This is a genomic window from Microbacterium sp. NPDC078814 (assembly GCF_040702645.1).
Classification (GTDB): domain Bacteria; phylum Actinomycetota; class Actinomycetes; order Actinomycetales; family Microbacteriaceae; genus Microbacterium.
In genome coordinates this window covers 309,495-325,360 of record NZ_JBFBLT010000004.1, presented here as the reverse complement: position 1 = coordinate 325,360, position 15,866 = coordinate 309,495, and the positions used below count along the sequence as shown (strand labels likewise).

The 15,866-nt window shown below is 71.2% G+C and carries 16 protein-coding genes; 7 read left to right on the top strand and 9 right to left on the bottom strand.

Going from position 1 to position 15,866, the window contains the following annotated elements:
• Positions 1 to 109: 109 nt before the first annotated feature.
• Positions 110 to 766, top strand: a complete 657-nt coding sequence (gene raiA / locus AB0300_RS10370) for a ribosome-associated translation inhibitor RaiA (RefSeq protein WP_025103048.1) — start codon at positions 110 to 112, stop codon at positions 764 to 766.
• A gap of 64 nt (positions 767 to 830) precedes the next feature.
• Here raiA and AB0300_RS10365 read toward each other — a convergent pair whose 3' ends face one another.
• Positions 831 to 2,156 (bottom strand): hypothetical protein, encoded by a 1,326-nt coding sequence (locus AB0300_RS10365; RefSeq protein WP_366215950.1) that lies wholly within the window; start codon positions 2,154 to 2,156, stop codon positions 831 to 833.
• Positions 2,157 to 2,236: 80 nt separating this feature from the next.
• Positions 2,237 to 2,869, bottom strand: a complete 633-nt coding sequence (locus AB0300_RS10360; protein ID WP_303708225.1) for a PadR family transcriptional regulator — start codon at positions 2,867 to 2,869, stop codon at positions 2,237 to 2,239.
• A gap of 188 nt (positions 2,870 to 3,057) precedes the next feature.
• Here AB0300_RS10360 and secA point away from each other — a divergent pair, with 188 nt between their 5' ends.
• Complete coding sequence (gene secA, locus AB0300_RS10355; protein WP_025103051.1) at positions 3,058 to 5,862, top strand: preprotein translocase subunit SecA; 2,805 nt, start codon at positions 3,058 to 3,060, stop codon at positions 5,860 to 5,862.
• A gap of 67 nt (positions 5,863 to 5,929) precedes the next feature.
• On the top strand, positions 5,930 to 7,156 hold the full coding sequence (locus AB0300_RS10350; protein WP_062635128.1) for a pyridoxal phosphate-dependent aminotransferase: 1,227 nt from the start codon (positions 5,930 to 5,932) through the stop codon (positions 7,154 to 7,156).
• Here AB0300_RS10350 and AB0300_RS10345 read toward each other — a convergent pair.
• Positions 7,047 to 8,327, bottom strand: a complete 1,281-nt coding sequence (locus AB0300_RS10345; protein WP_303708223.1) for a P-loop NTPase — start codon at positions 8,325 to 8,327, stop codon at positions 7,047 to 7,049. The genes AB0300_RS10350 and AB0300_RS10345 overlap by 110 nt on opposite strands.
• Positions 8,324 to 8,947: an SAF domain-containing protein gene (locus AB0300_RS10340; protein ID WP_303708222.1), complete on the bottom strand. Its 624-nt coding sequence runs from the start codon at positions 8,945 to 8,947 to the stop codon at positions 8,324 to 8,326. Before AB0300_RS10340 ends, AB0300_RS10345 begins: the two co-directional genes overlap by 4 nt.
• Before the next feature lie 99 nt (positions 8,948 to 9,046).
• Here AB0300_RS10340 and AB0300_RS10335 point away from each other — a divergent pair, with 99 nt between their 5' ends.
• Entirely contained in the window at positions 9,047 to 9,325 is a 279-nt protein-coding gene (locus tag AB0300_RS10335; protein ID WP_085607173.1) for a helix-turn-helix domain-containing protein, read from the top strand.
• A 4-nt stretch (positions 9,326 to 9,329) separates the two neighbouring features.
• On the opposite strand, the gene AB0300_RS10330 is transcribed toward AB0300_RS10335, so the two are convergent.
• On the bottom strand, positions 9,330 to 9,941 hold the full coding sequence (locus AB0300_RS10330) for a hypothetical protein (RefSeq protein WP_126894370.1): 612 nt from the start codon (positions 9,939 to 9,941) through the stop codon (positions 9,330 to 9,332).
• A gap of 154 nt (positions 9,942 to 10,095) precedes the next feature.
• Here AB0300_RS10330 and AB0300_RS10325 point away from each other — a divergent pair, with 154 nt between their 5' ends.
• Both AB0300_RS10325 and AB0300_RS10320 read left to right on the top strand, forming a co-directional pair.
• The gene (locus AB0300_RS10325) at positions 10,096 to 10,482 is read left to right on the top strand and encodes an Rv3235 family protein (protein WP_062766506.1); all 387 of its coding nucleotides are present in this window, start codon (positions 10,096 to 10,098) and stop codon (positions 10,480 to 10,482) included.
• Between the two features lie 24 nt (positions 10,483 to 10,506).
• A complete protein-coding gene (locus AB0300_RS10320; RefSeq protein ID WP_025103058.1) occupies positions 10,507 to 11,991 on the top strand; it encodes a sensor histidine kinase in 1,485 nt (494 codons plus the stop codon).
• A 58-nt stretch (positions 11,992 to 12,049) separates the two neighbouring features.
• Here the strand turns inward: AB0300_RS10320 and AB0300_RS10315 are convergent, their stop codons facing one another.
• Positions 12,050 to 12,298, bottom strand: coding sequence for a WhiB family transcriptional regulator (locus AB0300_RS10315; RefSeq protein ID WP_017203224.1), 249 nt, complete (start codon positions 12,296 to 12,298; stop codon positions 12,050 to 12,052).
• A 230-nt stretch (positions 12,299 to 12,528) separates the two neighbouring features.
• Here AB0300_RS10315 and AB0300_RS10310 point away from each other — a divergent pair, with 230 nt between their 5' ends.
• The gene (locus tag AB0300_RS10310) at positions 12,529 to 12,915 is read left to right on the top strand and encodes a hypothetical protein (protein ID WP_085607177.1); all 387 of its coding nucleotides are present in this window, start codon (positions 12,529 to 12,531) and stop codon (positions 12,913 to 12,915) included.
• A gap of 15 nt (positions 12,916 to 12,930) precedes the next feature.
• Here the strand turns inward: AB0300_RS10310 and bcp are convergent, their stop codons facing one another.
• From bcp to aroA, 3 genes are read right to left on the bottom strand one after another with little or no spacing between them, the layout of a single operon-like run.
• A complete protein-coding gene (bcp, locus tag AB0300_RS10305) occupies positions 12,931 to 13,404 on the bottom strand; it encodes a thioredoxin-dependent thiol peroxidase (RefSeq protein WP_025103060.1) in 474 nt (157 codons plus the stop codon).
• A gap of 9 nt (positions 13,405 to 13,413) precedes the next feature.
• Positions 13,414 to 14,484, bottom strand: coding sequence for a ribosome small subunit-dependent GTPase A (gene rsgA, locus AB0300_RS10300; RefSeq protein WP_085607179.1), 1,071 nt, complete (start codon positions 14,482 to 14,484; stop codon positions 13,414 to 13,416).
• A 3-nt stretch (positions 14,485 to 14,487) separates the two neighbouring features.
• The gene (gene aroA / locus AB0300_RS10295) at positions 14,488 to 15,804 is read right to left on the bottom strand and encodes a 3-phosphoshikimate 1-carboxyvinyltransferase (RefSeq protein ID WP_085607181.1); all 1,317 of its coding nucleotides are present in this window, start codon (positions 15,802 to 15,804) and stop codon (positions 14,488 to 14,490) included.
• Positions 15,805 to 15,866: the final 62 nt, after the last annotated feature.

Genomic DNA, 15,866 nt, shown 5'->3' with positions numbered 1-15,866 from the left:
GACACAGGGTCGAGGGCCGTGACATCCGCCGCGCGTCGGACTACGGTGGGGTGTCACAAGGCGACCACGGTCCGCCCTTGGCCGGGTGGACCGGGACAAGGAGGCAGCAATGGAAACGAGCATCGTGGGCGTCGGAGTGGGCATCACCGATCGCTTCCGCACCGTCGTCGAAGAGAAGATCGCCAAGATCCAGACACTCGCCGCCAAGGCGCAACGTCTGGACGTGAAGGTCACGCACCGGGTCTACCGCAACGGGCGCATCCCGGACGAGACGGTCGAGCTGACGCTGGTCGGCAAGGGCCCCGTGGTCCGTGCCGAGGCCGTCGACGGCGACAAGTTCGTGGCTCTCGACCTCGCGATCGACAAGATGACGGAGCAGCTGCGCCGCGCGAAGGAGAAGCGCGTCGACGGTCGACAGCATCCGCGCGGGCCGCACTTCGAGAAGGGCAGCGGTTCGCTCGAGGGCATCGACGTGCAGCCGGCCTCCGCCGAGGTGCTGCACGCCGTCGCGACCGGCAGTATCCCGGTGCAGAGCGAGGAGGAGGAGGACTACTCGCCCGTCGTCATCCGCACGAAGAGCTTCGAGGCGGAGTGGATGACGGTGGAGGAGGCCGTCGACCGGATGGAGCTCGTCGGGCACGACTTCTTCCTCTTCGTCGATGCGCGCACCGACCACCCGAGCGTGGTCTACCGCCGCAAGGGCTGGGACTACGGTGTCATCGCCCTGAGCACGCAGGCTCCGCCCGCCGAGGCGCTCGCCTCCTGATCCGACCGAGAACGGCCCGATCCCCGCGGGGGTCGGGCCGTTCTCGTGCGAAGACCGGACGGCGTCAGTCGAAGATGCCGTCGAGGATGCTGCCGATGACGAGCCCGCCGAGGATGCCGGAGGCGAGGTCGCCGCCGCCCATCCCGCCGCCGCGACGAGGACCGCCGCCCCAGCCGCCGGCCCAGTCCTGATCCTGCGGGCGGGACGAGTCGATGTCGCGCTGCGCGAGCTGGAGGGCCTCCGCGGCGAGGTGCGCGACCCGGCGGGCCTGGGCGAGCGCCGCCTCGCGGGTCTCTTCGGCAGGAAGCAGGGCCGGGAGATCGACGCGGAGTCGTTCCGCCTCGGCGAGACGGGTGCGCGCATCGGCGCCGATCCATCCGCGATGCCCGGCGATGAGCCCGCGGGCCACGCCCAGCTGGCGGTCGGCGTCGTCGATCGCGTGCTGGACCTGCGCGATGCTCGGCAGCGGATTCTCGGCGCGATGCCGGGCCGTGGCGATCGCGTCGTCGAGACCGGCGTTGGCTTCGCGCAGACGCGAGAGCTCGGCGAACGGGTCGTTGGGCTGGCCCGAGGGGGTGAGGGCGGCCAGGGCCGCCTGCAGCCGGGCGACGGCCTCCGCCACGGCGGGCGTGGAGGGAGCGGTCCGGGCGGCGATCAGGTCGTTGCGGGAGTCGGCGATGACCTCGGCCAGGGTCGACTCGGCGCGCAGGGCCTCGATCTCGAAGTCCTCCACCGCGTCGAGCAGGGCAGCGGCGCGACGCGTCGCCTCGGTGGCCGTCTCCAGCGCGAGGTTCGCCTCCTCGTTCTGCTTCGCGGCGCGGCGACGCTCCGAGATGTCGGCGCTGTGGGTCGCGAAACGGATCAGCTGCTCCGCCTCGGCCGCGCTGGCCGTGATCTGATGCATGGCGGAGTCGGAGTAGCGGGCGGACAGCCGGGACACCGTCTCGTCCGTCTGCGGGATGCGGGCGCTCAGCGCCTCGGCGTCCGCGCGGACCTGGGCGATGATCTCGGGCGCGCGCCGCACCTTCGCGACGGACTCCGCGAGCACGGTGGTCTTCTCGTCGAGGAGGTCCTGGGCCCAGTCGCAGAGCTGCAGGATGCGCGCGTTCCGCGTGCGCAGCTCCTCGTCGGTGTCCGGGATCTCGTCATGGTTGAGCTGGTGGAGCTGGAAGGCCTCGCGCAGGTGCGTGCGCACCGACAGCAGCGCGGCCTTGAGGTCGGCGGTCAGGGACTCGCCGAGCTCGGCCTCCGCGAAGACGAGCTCATCGGAGGTGGTGCGGATGCGCTCGTCGGCGGCGACGAGTGCCTGTTCCGCACGCCGGGCGAGGTCCGCGTCCTGTGCGGCGAGTTCTTCCTGTTCGCGTTTGCGTCTGCCCCAAAATCCAGCCATGTGCCGATCCTAGTTTCCCGGGCGCGTGCGCGGGCTGAGCATCCGCTCCAGGCGAACGGCGGGCATCGCGGCCTGGTGCGTCAGACGGGGAGGGTGACGGGATCGCCGCCGGCGACGGGGGAGGGCGCCGCCTTCGCGGGGCGTCCTCGCTTGGGGCGTTCGGTGGTCAGCTCCAGGGCCATCTCGGGATGGGGGTGTTGCGCGAGTCGGGCCTCCGCCTGGTCGAGCCACCGGAGTTCGGCCTCCGCGGCGCAGACGAGCGAGTCGAGGACGAGGGACCACGCGAGATCCTCGGGGCTGCCGGCGGCGAGGCCGGGGGAGGGCGTGCGCTGCAGGTCCTCGAGCCGCTGCCGCGAGGCGTCCCGCTGGCTGCGGAGGATGGCGGCGGCATCGACTCCGGGCAGCGTGGCCGCGACGGCGAGCTTCACGGCGAGCTCCTCGCGCGTCGCGGGAGCGCGGAGCACGGGGGTGGTGAGCCAGCGTGCCGCCTCGGCCGAGCCCGCGGGCGTGATGCGCCAGTACACGTGACCGTGGTCGTCGGCCTCCCCGCGCTGGACCAGTCCGTCCCGCTCGAGCCGCTCCAGGGTGTTGTAGATCTGGCCGACGTTGAGCGGCCAGGTCGACCCGGTCCGGCGGTCGAACTCGTGGCGGAGCTGGTAGCCGTAGCAGGGGCCCTGGTCGAGGATGGCGAGCAGGCTCTGGCGTACGGACATGACCGGTCTCCCGAGGATGGCGGATGGAAAGCAGTGCCGAGTATATGCATACCGGGCAACTTCCCGGACGCGGCGCGGCGGGCCCATGCAGGCGACGTGGAGGTCACAGGCCGGTAACATGGCAAAGTATGCCTGGCGCTCGCCTCACGGCGGCCGGCGAATGACCCAATGACAGGGAGATGACATCCGTGGCGAATCCTCTTGAGAAGCTGCTGCGCGCAGGTGAGGGGCGGATCATCCGCCGTCTGAACCAGGTGGTGAAGGCGGTGAACGCCCTCGAGGAGGACATCTCCCAGCTCACGGACGACGAGCTGCGCAACGAGACCGCCGAGCTGCGCGCCCGCTACGAGAAGGGTGAGACGCTCGACCAGCTCATGCCCGAGGCCTTCGCCGCGGTGCGCGAGGCCGCCAAGCGCACGCTCGGCATGCGCGCCTACGACGTGCAGATCATGGGTGGCGCCGCCCTCCACCTCGGGAACATCGCCGAGATGAAGACCGGTGAGGGCAAGACGCTCGTCGCCACCTTCCCCGCCTATCTGAACGCCATCGCGGGCAAGGGCGTGCACGTCATCACCGTGAACGACTTCCTCGCGAGCTACCAGGCGGAGCTCATGGGCCGCGTCTACCGCGCGCTCGGCATGACGACGGGCATCATCGTCTCCGGCCAGACGCCCGCCGTGCGCCGCGAGCAGTACGCGGCCGACATCACCTACGGCACGAACAACGAGTTCGGCTTCGACTACCTCCGCGACAACATGGCCTGGCGCAAGGAGGACCTCGTCCAGCGCGAGCACTTCTTCGCGATCGTCGACGAGGTGGACTCCATCCTCATCGACGAGGCGCGCACGCCGCTCATCATCTCCGGACCGTCCTCCGGCGAGGCGAACCGCTGGTTCGCGGAGTTCGCCAAGATCGCGCGCACCCTCGTGGCGGGCGAGGACTACGAGGTCGACGAGAAGAAGCGCACCGTCGGCGTCCTGGAGCCGGGCATCGAGAAGGTCGAGGACTACCTCGGCATCGACAACCTCTACGAGTCCGCCAACACGCCGCTCATCTCGTTCCTGAACAACTCGATCAAGGCGCTCGCGCTGTTCAAGAAGGACACCGACTACGTCGTCATGAACGACGAGGTCATGATCGTCGACGAGCACACCGGACGCATCCTCGTCGGACGCCGCTACAACGAGGGCATCCACCAGGCGATCGAGGCGAAGGAGGGGGTGCCGGTCAAGGCCGAGAACCAGACCCTCGCCACCGTCACGCTGCAGAACTACTTCCGCCTCTACGACAAGCTCGCCGGCATGACCGGTACGGCCGAGACCGAGGCCGCCGAGTTCATGTCGACGTACAAGCTCGGCGTCATCCCGATCCCCACCAACAAGCCGATGATCCGCAAGGACCAGCCGGACCTGGTGTACAAGAACGAGGCGGCGAAGTTCGCGCAGGTCGTTGAGGACATCGCCGAGCGCCACGCGAGCGGGCAGCCGGTGCTGGTCGGCACCACCAGCGTCGAGAAGAGCGAGTACCTGTCGCGCCTGCTCGCCAAGAAGGGCGTCAAGCACGAGGTCCTGAACGCGAAGAACCACGCCCGTGAGGCGGAGATCGTCGCCCGCGCCGGCCGCCTCGGCGCCGTGACGGTCGCGACGAACATGGCCGGCCGAGGCACCGACATCATGCTCGGCGGAAACGCCGAGTTCCTCGCGGTGCAGGAGCTGAAGGCGAAGGGACTCGACCCGGTGGAGACGCCGGAGGAGTACGAGGTCGCGTGGGACGAGACCTACGAGACCATGAAGAAGGTGGTCGAGGAGGAGGCCGAGAAGGTCATCGAGGCCGGTGGCCTCTACGTGCTCGGCACCGAGCGCCACGAGTCGCGCCGCATCGACAACCAGCTGCGCGGTCGGTCCGGTCGTCAGGGCGACCCCGGCGAGAGCCGCTTCTACCTGAGCCTCACCGACGACCTCATGCGGCTGTTCCAGTCCGGCGCCGCCGAGGCGATCCTCGCCCGCACGAACTTCCCCGACGACGTGCCGATCGAGTCGGGTCTCGTGTCCCGGGCGATCCGCAGCGCCCAGTCGCAGGTCGAGGCCCGCAACGCCGAGATGCGCAAGAACGTCCTCAAGTACGACGACGTCCTCAACCGTCAGCGCGAGGCGATCTACGCCGACCGCCGCCACATCCTCCAGGGCGACGACATCGCCGATCGGGTGCAGCACTTCATCGAGGACGCGATCAGCGGCGTCGTGAAGGACCACACCGGCGAGGGCCACAACGAGAGCTGGGACTTCGACGCCCTCTGGACCGAGCTGAAGACGCTGTACCCGGTGAGCGTCACGATCGACGAGGTCGTGTCGGAGGCCGCAGGACGCAAGGGCGGCATCACCGCCGAGGGCCTGACGCGCGAGCTGCTGTCGGACGCGAAGATCGCCTACGAGAAGCGCGAGGAGTCGCTGGGCGAGGCCGCGACCCGGGAGCTCGAGCGTCGCGTCGTCCTGCAGGTGCTCGACCGCCGCTGGCGCGACCACCTGTACGAGATGGACTACCTCAAGGACGGCATCGGCCTCCGGGCGATGGCGCAGCGCGATCCGCTCATCGAGTACCAGCGCGAGGGCTACGCGATGTTCCAGTCGATGATGGGCCAGATCAAGGAGGAGTCGGTCGGCTACCTCTACAACCTCGAGGTCGAGGTCCGTCGCGCCGGCGACGCCGAGACGGCGGAGGTCGAGGCCAAGGGGCTCGCCACCGACGGCGGAGAGCAGCGCCTGGAGTACTCGGCGGCGAACGACGCCGGCGAGGTCGAGGTCCGCAACGACCGCGGGCAGGTCCAGCAGGCCGCGACCGACCGGATGCGCCAGGCCGCGGCCCGGGCGCAGGCTCCGCAGCAGGCCGAGCCGGAGGAGGCCCCGCGCGGCGCCTTCGGCCAGCGCACGGAGCCGGCCGCCCCGGCGGCGGGCAACCGCGAGCAGCGGCGCGCGCAGAGCAAGAAGAAGAAGTAGCCTTCGGGTGACGAGGAGGGCCAGTCCGTGCGGATTGGCCCTCCTGTCGTCCCTGTAGGCTTGATCGATGACACCATCGCGCACCTTCGACCAGTCGTCGAAGCTCAAGAACGTCCTGTACGAGATCCGCGGAAACGCCCTCGTTGAGGCGGCGCGATTGGAAGCAGAGGGCCACCGGATCCTCAAGCTCAACACCGGCAACCCCGCGATCTTCGGCTTCGACGCCCCGCACCAGATCGTGCACGACATGCTCGCGGCGCTCCCCACGGCCCACGGCTACAGCGACAGCAAGGGCATCATCTCCGCCCGGCGTGCCGTCGTGAGCCGGTACGAGGAGATCGACGGGTTCCCCCGATTCGATCCCGACGACGTCTACCTCGGCAACGGCGTGTCCGAGCTGATCACCATGACCATGCAGGCGCTGCTGGACGAGGGGGACGAGGTCCTCATCCCCGCTCCCGACTACCCGCTCTGGACAGCCATGACGAGCCTCGCGGGCGGCACGCCCGTGCACTACCTCTGCGACGAGGAGCAGGGCTGGCAGCCCGACCTCGAGGACATCCGGTCCAAGATCACGCCGCGGACCAAGGCGCTCGTGATCATCAACCCGAACAACCCCACCGGCGTGGTCTACTCCCGGCAGGTGCTGGAGGGCCTCGTGCAGATCGCGCGCGAGCACCAGCTGCTCATCCTCTCCGACGAGATCTACGACCGCATCCTGTTCGACGACGCCGTGCACATCCCGACGGCGACCCTGGCCCCCGACCTGCTCTGCCTCACGTTCAACGGGCTCTCCAAGACGTACCGCGTGGCCGGCTACCGGTCCGGCTGGATGGTCGTCACGGGACCGCAGGACCACGCCAAGGGCTTCATCGAGGGCATCACGCTGCTGGCCTCGACCCGGCTCTGCCCGAACGTCCCGGCGCAGCACGCCGTGCAGGCGGCGCTGTCCGGGGTGCAGTCGATCGACGCCCTGATCGCCCCGACCGGGCGGCTCCACGAGCAGCGCGACATCGCCTGGGAGGGGCTGGAGGCCATCCCCGGCGTGTCCTGCGTGAAGCCCCAGGGTGCGCTCTACGCCTTCCCGCGACTGGACCCGAACGTGCACGAGATCCGCGACGACGCCAAGCTCGTCTACGACCTGCTGGTATCCGAGCACATCCTGCTCGTGCAGGGGACGGGCTTCAACTGGCCGACGCCGGATCACCTGCGCCTCGTGACCCTGCCAGAGCCGCGAGTGCTGAGCGAAGCCGTCGAGCGACTCGGGAACTTCCTGTCGAGCTACCGGCAGTAGCCTCCGCGGGCACGGACGCATCGAGGTCGGCCGCCAGCCGGCGCACGGCGGCGACCATCGTCGAGCGCGGGGCGACGTCGGAGATCGGCCGGGCGTGGAGCAGCGCCGCATCGACGGCACGACGGTCGTAGGGCAGGAAGGCGATGTCGGTGAGGCCGGCGAACCTCTCCAGCGTGCGACGGATCTGACTCCGGGCGTCGAGGCCGAGGGGTCCCGGTCGCACCTGATTGACGACCACCGTCATCGGCGTCCGCCCCACGAGGCGGCGGACCTCGGCGTGGTCGCGGAGGAAACGGCTGATCCCCACCGGGTCGGCGGGAGCCACCGCCACGACCCGGTCCGCTGCGCCCAGTGCCGCGGTGGTCGCGGCGTGCCGACGGGGGCCGACGACATCATGGGTGGCTTCGTCGTCGGCGTCGATCGCCGCGGAGACGTCGACGATCGTCTCGTCCCGCCAGGTGCGGCAGGCCTCGAGGGCCGCCCGCAGCCGCGCATCCGACAGCTCCGGCCAGCGGCTCGGACGGTTGAGCCCGGCGAGCACGTCGACCTCGGTGCCGCCGGCGAGCAGCCGGACCGAGAGCCGGGAGAGCTCCGCGGGATCCAGCGCCCCGGTCCCCGCGCGGCGGCAGGCTCCGGCGAGCCCCGGGGCGTCGTCGTCCATGCCCAGGAGCAGGGCGAGCGAGGGAGCCACGGTGTCCGCATCGGCCAGGGCTGTCCGCCGACCGCGACGGGCGAGCTCGACGGCGAGCTGGATCGCGACCGTCGACCGTCCGGGCGCCCCGTGCGGGCCCCAGACCGTCGTGATGCGCGACGGGGAGAGCGGCAGTCGCGGGGCGTCGAGCGCATCCGCGGACAGTGCCGCGGCGATCTCCCAGCCCGCCGCATCGGTGCGCAGTGGCGGGGCGAGCCCGAGCCGGGCCACCGCTCGGCTCTCCGGGTCGCCGAGCGTGAGGATGCGGACGCCCGCGCGGTCGCAGGCCGCCCGCAGCTCGACCGTCAGCGTCTCCCTGGTCGCGGGTACCACCACCGCCTCCACGTCCGGCTGCAGGCGCGCGATGAGGGCCGCGGGCGCGGCGGACGGCAGGGCTATCCCCGTGATGCCCTCCCACTCCAGCTCCGCCACGAGCGCATCCACGCGGGGTGCGGCCACGGCCAGGAGGACGACGCTCACGATCCGGACCCGACGGGGACGACGGAGAGCGCCGCCCCGCCGGTGACCGCGCCCAGCACGGCGGCGACGTCGCTGCGGTCGATCACGATCTCGACCTCCGCCGCCCCGTCGGCGAGGAGCCCGTCCGGTTCGAGGACGGTGCGGACCGCGACGTCCCCGACGAGGATGCGCGGCTCGTCGTAGGAGCGGCCGTCGTCGCGCAGCGGCGCCTGCCAGACCTCGACCTCCGTGCCGGTCGCCACATCCTCCGGGAGAGCGACGCTGCTCTCGACGACGACCGTGGTCGTGCGGCTGCTCTCCGCCCCGGCCGTCGCCGTCCGCGGCAGGAGCTCGCCCTTCGTCAGGGTGCGGGCCGCAATCCGCCCCGCGGCGAGCTGCTCCGGCCGGAGGTAGTCGTCGGAGACCGCCCCGAGCGCCACGTCGACGGTCTGGAAGTCGGAGGCACGGAGGACCTCGCCGCGGACGATCGTGCGCCGGGCCTGGAGCACGGGACTCGCCTGGTCCGCAGCGGTGACGATGGACCAGACGCCGGCGACCGAGGCGAGCACGAGGACGATGCCGACCGCGAAGCGGAGGTCGCCCCGGAGGCGGCGACGAGGGGAGCGGAAGAGCGGGGCCATGGCGACATCGTCACAGAAACGCCGTCCGGGGCGACCGAGTTATCCACAAGGTCCCGCCGATCTCCGACACCGTGCCGGACGGCCGCCCAGAATGAGGGCATGACACCCCCGCACCCGCAGACCCCCCGTTTCCTCGCGCCCGCCCAGGTCGCCGAGCTGCTGAGCATCGACATCGACGAGGTGATCGCCCTCGTGCACGCCGGGCATCTGCGCGGCGCCCCGCTCGGGGCACCCGCCCGGTGGCGCATCGAGGAGCCGAGCATCGAGGAGTATCTCGCCGCGCAGACGGAGGAGGCGCGGCGCATGGCGCTGTGGCGGCAGTCGCAGGCGGCCAGCTTCCCGGAGCTCTGGGGTCGTTCGGTCACGCCCTTCGCGTGAGCGTTCAGATCGACGCGGTGCCGAGGACGCGCACCGCGGAGAGCGCGGCGTACGGCACCATCCGGAAGCCGTGCACCGCATCCGCGCGGCGGGCAGCGCCGCTGTCGTGCTCGGCGAGATCCAGGTGATCGACGGCGGCACGGTCGATGGTGCCGTGCAGGTCGTCCCCGACCAGCAGCCGGAGCTGCACGGGGAGGCGACGCCGGGCGAGGTCGCGGAGCACGAAGCCCAACGTCATCCGCTCGCGCAGCGTCGGCGCGCCGGGGCTCTCCGCGGCGAGGCTCGCCAGCATCGCCCCGTGGTCGACCGTGAGCCCGCGCACCGCCGCCACCGGGACCAGCAGGACGGCGCTCTGCAACCGTGCGCCCTGCGGCACCCGGGGGAGCGCGGCCACCCAGTCCACACCCAGCGACCGCAGCCCCACGGGCACCCTGGCGCCGTCGGCGAGGTGGAGGATCGCCTCGGCCTGCGCCGCGCACAGGTGCCGCAGACGCGAGCGGAGATCGAGCCGGGCGATGCGGAGGCGCTCGGACTCGGCGTCGCGAGCGGCGCGTTCCGCCTCCCATTCCGCGGCGAGCTGCCCTTCCAGGTCGTCGAAGAGGGATTCCCAGTGCATCCGACCGAGCGTACGGCCGCGCGCCGCCGCACCCGAGTTATCCACATCGGCACCGTCGCGTACGGGTTGTCCACAGACCTTCGCCGTCGTCCCCGCCGGCGGTCCACGCCGTGGTCTACTGACGTCTCGCCGACGCCTTCGAGGGGAGAACCCGATGATGCTGGCCGAGTTCTTCGGACCACAGCCCACCCCCGCCGATCAGCTTCCCGACCCCGCGCTCCTGGTCCGGAGTCTCACGCGCGGCGCGCTCGAGGCGCTCGCCGGGATCCGCGAGGTGGATCAGCTGGCGCGGTGGTTCAGCGAGGAGGCGTACCGCAGCCTCGTCACCCGTGCGAACCTCGCCGCTCGCGCCCGCAGCGCACGCGGGGTGCCGCCGGCCCGGCCGACCTTCGTCATCCGCACCGTGCGGGTGACCCATCCGCGCGACGGCATCGTCGAGGCGGTCGTCGTGGTGGCGGGGCCGGGGCGCACGCGCGCGGTGGCCCTCCGGCTGGAAGGGCTCGACCACCGGTGGCGCGCGACGTCGCTCGCCATCCTCTGAGGTGCGGGACTCTAGGCTGGGGAGGTGTCAACCCTCAGTGATCTCGCCCAGGCCCAGGGCCTTCTGACCGACGACGACGTGGAGTGGCTGCATCGGCTCGCCGGTGACGGACAGCTCCTCGCCGACCTCGCCTCCGCCGACATCGTCCTGTGGATCCAGACCGAGGACGGCTCCTTCATCGCCGTCGCGCACGCGCGGCCCAGTGGCGCGGCGACGCTGTTCTACCGCGACATCGTCGGCGAGCGCGTGCGGCCCCAGTGGCGGACGCAGGTGCAGGGCGCCTTCGAGTCCGCGGAGATCGTGGACTCGTCCTCGCCGGACTGGTTCGAGGAGACGCCGACGCGGGTGCGTGCGGTGCCGATCGTGATCGAGCGTCGCGGAGAGGACAAGGCTCCCCGCGTGATCGGCGTGGTGACGCGGCACACGAATCTCGGAGAGGTCCGCACCCCTTCCCGTCAGCAGATCACCTTCGACGAGTGCGCCAACGACCTGTTCCGGATGATCGCCGACGGGAGCTTCCCCGACCCGGCCGCGCCGACGTCGCCTCGACGCGGGGCGCCCCGTGCGTCGGACGGCCTGATCCGCATCGACGTCGACGGCATCACCACGTTCGCGAGCCCGAACGCGCTCTCCGCGTTCAACCGGATGGGATTCGACGACGAGCTGGAGGGGGAGTCCCTGGCGGAGGTGACCACCCGGCTCGTGCCGCCGTCCCGTCAGGTCGACGAGTCCCTGCCCGTGGTCGTGACCGGACGGGCGCCCTGGCGCACGGACATCGAGGCGCGGGGCGTGACCGTCTCGCTCCGTGCCATCCCCTTGAAGGACCACGGCACGCGCATCGGCGCCATCGTGCTCTGCCGCGACGTCTCGGAGCTGCGTCACCAGGAGCAGGAGCTCATCACCAAGGACGCGACGATCCGCGAGATTCACCACCGGGTGAAGAACAATCTGCAGACGGTCGCCTCGCTGCTGCGGATCCAGGCGCGGCGCACGCACTCCGACGAGGCGCGCGACGCCCTCACCCAGGCCATGCGCCGCGTGGACGCCATCGCGGTCGTGCATGACACGCTCGCGCAGGGCCTCACGCAGAAGGTCGACTTCGACGAGGTCTTCCACCGGGTCCTCAAGCTCGTCGCCGAGGTCGCCTCGGCGCCGAACACCCGAGCGCGCACGCAGTCCACGGGGCGTTTCGGTGTGCTCCCCAGCGAGTACGCCACCCCGCTGGCGCTGGCGCTGACGGAGGTCGTGACGAACGCCGTCGAGCACGGTCTCGCCGGACAGGAGGGCGTCGTCACGATCGATGCGAAGCGCACGGAGGACAACCTCCGGGTGACGGTGCGCGACACCGGTCACGGGCTTCCCGAGGGTCGGGTGGGGCAGGGTCTGGGGACGCAGATCATCCGCACCCTCATCCAGGGCGAGCTCGGCGGCACCATCGACTGGCAGGGGAGCGAGGGCGAGGGCACCGAGGTGGTCATCGACATCCCGCTGCGCTGGCTGGAGCGCTGAGCCCGCCCGTGCACGCAGAAGCGGCCTGAGACCGGGTCTCAGGCCGCTTCCGTGAATCTCAGGAGGCGCGGCGGGCGCGGGCCGCGCGACGCTTGAGAGCGCGACGCTCGTCCTCGGAGAGGCCGCCCCAGACGCCGGAGTCCTGGCTGGTCTCCAGGGCGTACTGCAGGCAGATCTCGGTGACCGTGCAGGTCGCGCAGACCGTCTTGGCCTTCTCGATCTGGTCGACGGCCGGGCCGGTGTTCCCGACGGGGAAGAACAGTTCGGGGTCGACGGTCAGGCAGGCGGCCTTGTCACGCCAGTCCATGGGGGCTCCTCGGTGTGGATTTCATGAGATGTCGCGATGCGACCTCTCGATTCGGGTGACGGTTCGGGTTCCGCTACCCTGTTGAGATACGGGCGGATGCCCGCTGATTGTGATGCGAACGCGAACGTTCGCCCCACGCCGCTGTGGGAGCACATGACTTTCTCTATTCTGTTACATGAATACCCTGAAATCAAGGGTTTTCTCGTCATTCGATCCCCGGGAGGACACCCGTGCGCGCACCGGGAATCGCCCGCGCCGCCGCCGCCGTGCTGGCGGTGGAAGCCGTCGCCCTGCTCGTGTTCGCCGCGATCGAGATGGCCGGACTCGGGGCGGGGGACGCCGCGTCGCTGCCGACGGCCATCGCTCTCATCGTCCTGACGCTGATCGGCGCCGCCGCACTCGCGGCCTTCGCGTTCGGCACCCGCGCGGGACGCTCCTGGGCGCGATCCGGGGGCGTGGTGTTCCAGGTCCTCGCGATCGCCCTGGCGCTCGGAGCCCTCACGCTGCCGCCCATCCCGTGGGCCTTCGTGCTCGGACTCGGCATCCCGGCCGTCGCGGGCTTCGCACTCCTCATCGCGAGCGCACGCCGGGAGGGCTCACGCCGCGAAGCGGAGTGAGCGGGACCCGACCCGTCAGGCGTCGATGCCGAGCTGCTTGCGCAGCCGCGCGACGTGGCCCGTGGCCTTCACGTTGTACTGCGCGCTCGTGATGATGCCCTCCTCGTCGAGGACGAACGTCGAGCGGATCACACCTTCGACGAGCTTGCCGTAGTTCATCTTCTCGCCCCAGGCGCCGTACGCCTCGTGCACCGCGTGGTCGGGGTCGCTGAGCAGCGGGAACGTGAGGCCGTCGCGGTCGCGGAAGGCGGCGAGCTTCGCCGGCTCGTCCCGCGAGACGCCGACGACCTGATACCCGGCGCCCTGCAGCGACGAGATGCTGTCGCGGAAGTCGCAGGCCTCCGTCGTGCACCCCGGCGTCATGGCAGCCGGGTAGAAGTACAGCACCGTCTTCGTGCCGCGGAGGTCGGCCAGGCGGATGGTGTTCCCGTCCTGGTCGAGCAGGGAGAAGTCGGGGGCGGCGGTTCCGGTTTCCAGGCGTTCGGTCACCCGTCCAGCCTATCGTCCGGGGGGCTGCTCCGCCTTGTCGGCGAAGGTCTGCAGGAGGCGCTGCAGGGAGTCCAGCCGGGCGCGCCCCGTCTCGCTCAGCTCGCCGCGCTCCGCCGCCTCGATGAGGGCGCAGTCCGGCGCGTCGGGGAGGTGGGTGCAGCCGCGCGGGCAGTCCTCGGCGATGACGGCGAGCTCGGTGAAGGCGGCGAGGATGTTCGCGGGGTCGACGTGCCCGAGGCCGAAGGAGCGGACGCCGGGGGTGTCGATGACCCAGCCGGAGCCGTCGGCGCTCTCGTAGCGCAGCGAGACGGTGGAGGAGGAGGTGTGTCGCCCGCGGCCGGTGACCTGGTTCACGTGTCCGGTGGCGCGGCCCGCGGTGGGCACCAGGGCGTTCACCAACGTCGACTTGCCGACACCGGAGTGTCCGACGAACACCGTCGAGTGGCCGATGAGCGCGGCGCCGATCTCGTCGACCGGCATCTCGTCCTGTGCGCTCGTGAAGACCCGGAGATCGAGGCCCTCGAAGTGCGCGAGGAACGGCGCGGGGTCGGCGAGATCGGTCTTCGTCACGACGAGGAGGGGACGGATCCCGGCATCCAGGGCGGCGACGAGGTAGCGGTCCACGAGACGGGCGCGGGGCTCGGGGTCGGCCGCCGCGACGACGACGAGCATCTGGTCGGCGTTCGCGACGATCACCCGCTCGACCTCGTCGGTGTCGTCGGCGCTGCGGCGGAGGAGCGAGGTGCGCTCGACGATGCCCACGATCCGGCCGAGCGTGCCCTCGTCGCCCGAGGTGTCACCGACGACGCGGGCCCGGTCGCCCGTGACGATCGGCGTGCGCCGCAGCTCTCGTGCGCGGGCGGCCGTGATCGTGCGCTCCTGCGGGGTGTCCTCGTCGAGGAGGACGGAGTACCGGCCCCGGTCGACGCCGAGGACGCGGCCGATCTGCGCATCCTCGTGCGCAGGACGGCGTTTGGTGCGCGGCCGGTTGGCCTTCGGGTTCGGTCGGGTGCGGATGCTGCTCTCGTCGTAGTCCTCGAAGTCGTCCTCGAGGTCGTCGTCGTCGTTCAGCCAGCTCACCCGTCAGCCTCGCAGCATCCGCTCCCAGAGCATCGTGAACTCCGGGAGGGTCTTGGCGGTGGTGCCGATGTCGTCGATGACCACGTCGGGGACGCGGAGGCCGATCAGCGCGCCGGTCGTCGCCATCCGATGGTCGTGGTGCGCGGCCCAGGTGCCGCCCCGGAGCGGACCGGGAACGATGCGGATGCCGTCGGGGAGCTCCTCGGCGGTTCCGCCGAGCGCGCGCAGGTTCCCGACGAGCGCCGCGATCCGGTCGGTCTCGTGGAGGCGGATGTGTCCGATGCCGCGGATGGTCGTGGGGCCGTCGGCGAAGGCCGCGAGACCGACGAGGGTCGGCGTCAGCTCGCTGGCGGCGGAGAGATCGAGATCCAGTCCACGGATTCCGGAACCGGCCCGCACGGTGAGCACGCCGGCGTGACGGCTGACGTGTGCACCCGCCGCCTGCAGGATCTCGGGGAGCAGCGCTCCGGGCTGGGTCGAGTGCGCCGGCCAGCCGGTGATCGCGACGGAGCCTCCGGCGACGAGGGCCGCCGCCAGGAACGGGGCGGCATTGGAGAGATCCGGCTCGATCGGGATCTCCTTGGCACGGGGGACTCCGGCCTCCACCAGCCATTCGCCCACGGCGGGGCGCTCGATGCGGATGCCGCGGCGGCTCAGGGCCTCGATGGTCATGTCGATGTGCGGCAGGCTCGGCAGCCGCTCGCCCGTGTGCACGAGGTGCAGGCCGACGTCGAAGCGCGGGGCCGCGAGCAGCAGCCCGGACACGAACTGGCTGGAGGCCGACGCGTCGATCTCCACGCGACCGCCGCGGATGTGGCCGTGGCCGCGGATGGTGAACGGGAGGGCCCAGGTGCCCTCGTCGTCGATGTCGACGCCGAGGTCGCGCAGGGCGCTGATGAGCCCGCCCATGGGCCGGTGCAGAGCCGTCTCGTGCGCGGTGAGGTGGACGTCCTGCTCCGCGAGGCCCGCCAGCGGCGCGATGAAGCGCATGACGGTCCCGGCCTGGCCGCAGTCGATCGTCGTGCCGCCGCGGAGCTTGCCGGGCGTGATCACGAGGTCGGGACCGAACTCATGACCGGCGTCGACCTCCTCGATGCCGACGCCGAGTGCGCGGAGGGCCTCCACCATGCGCTGCGAGTCGTCGGAGTGCAGCGGCGCGATCAGGCGGCCGGGGCCGTCCGCGATCGCCGCGATGAGGAGCTCGCGGTTCGTGAGGGACTTGGAGCCGGGGATCGTGAGCTCGGCGTGCACCGGGCCGTCGATCGTGGGCGCGGGGTAGGCGCCCTGCACACGGGTGGGGGAATACCTTTTGGCGCTCATCGGTTCTCACCTTAGTAAACGCAACGCCGTCCTCGTGAGAGGCGGCCCCCGTGCGAAGGGAA

Bases quoted from the DNA above. Each gene is read 5' to 3' on its own strand.
- AB0300_RS10340 (WP_303708222.1), bottom strand. From the start codon at position 8,947: ATGGCCCCGCTCTTCCGCTCCCCTCGTCGCCGCCTCCGGGGCGACCTC.
- AB0300_RS10335 (WP_085607173.1), top strand. From the start codon at position 9,047: ATGACACCCCCGCACCCGCAGACCCCCCGTTTCCTCGCGCCCGCCCAG.
- AB0300_RS10365 (WP_366215950.1), bottom strand. From the start codon at position 2,156: ATGGCTGGATTTTGGGGCAGACGCAAACGCGAACAGGAAGAACTCGCC.
- aroA (WP_085607181.1), bottom strand. From the start codon at position 15,804: ATGAGCGCCAAAAGGTATTCCCCCACCCGTGTGCAGGGCGCCTACCCC.
- AB0300_RS10350 (WP_062635128.1), top strand. From the start codon at position 5,930: ATGACACCATCGCGCACCTTCGACCAGTCGTCGAAGCTCAAGAACGTC.
- AB0300_RS10325 (WP_062766506.1), top strand. From the start codon at position 10,096: ATGATGCTGGCCGAGTTCTTCGGACCACAGCCCACCCCCGCCGATCAG.
- AB0300_RS10315 (WP_017203224.1), bottom strand. From the start codon at position 12,298: ATGGACTGGCGTGACAAGGCCGCCTGCCTGACCGTCGACCCCGAACTG.
- raiA (WP_025103048.1), top strand. From the start codon at position 110: ATGGAAACGAGCATCGTGGGCGTCGGAGTGGGCATCACCGATCGCTTC.
- AB0300_RS10360 (WP_303708225.1), bottom strand. From the start codon at position 2,869: ATGTCCGTACGCCAGAGCCTGCTCGCCATCCTCGACCAGGGCCCCTGC.
- AB0300_RS10330 (WP_126894370.1), bottom strand. From the start codon at position 9,941: ATGCACTGGGAATCCCTCTTCGACGACCTGGAAGGGCAGCTCGCCGCG.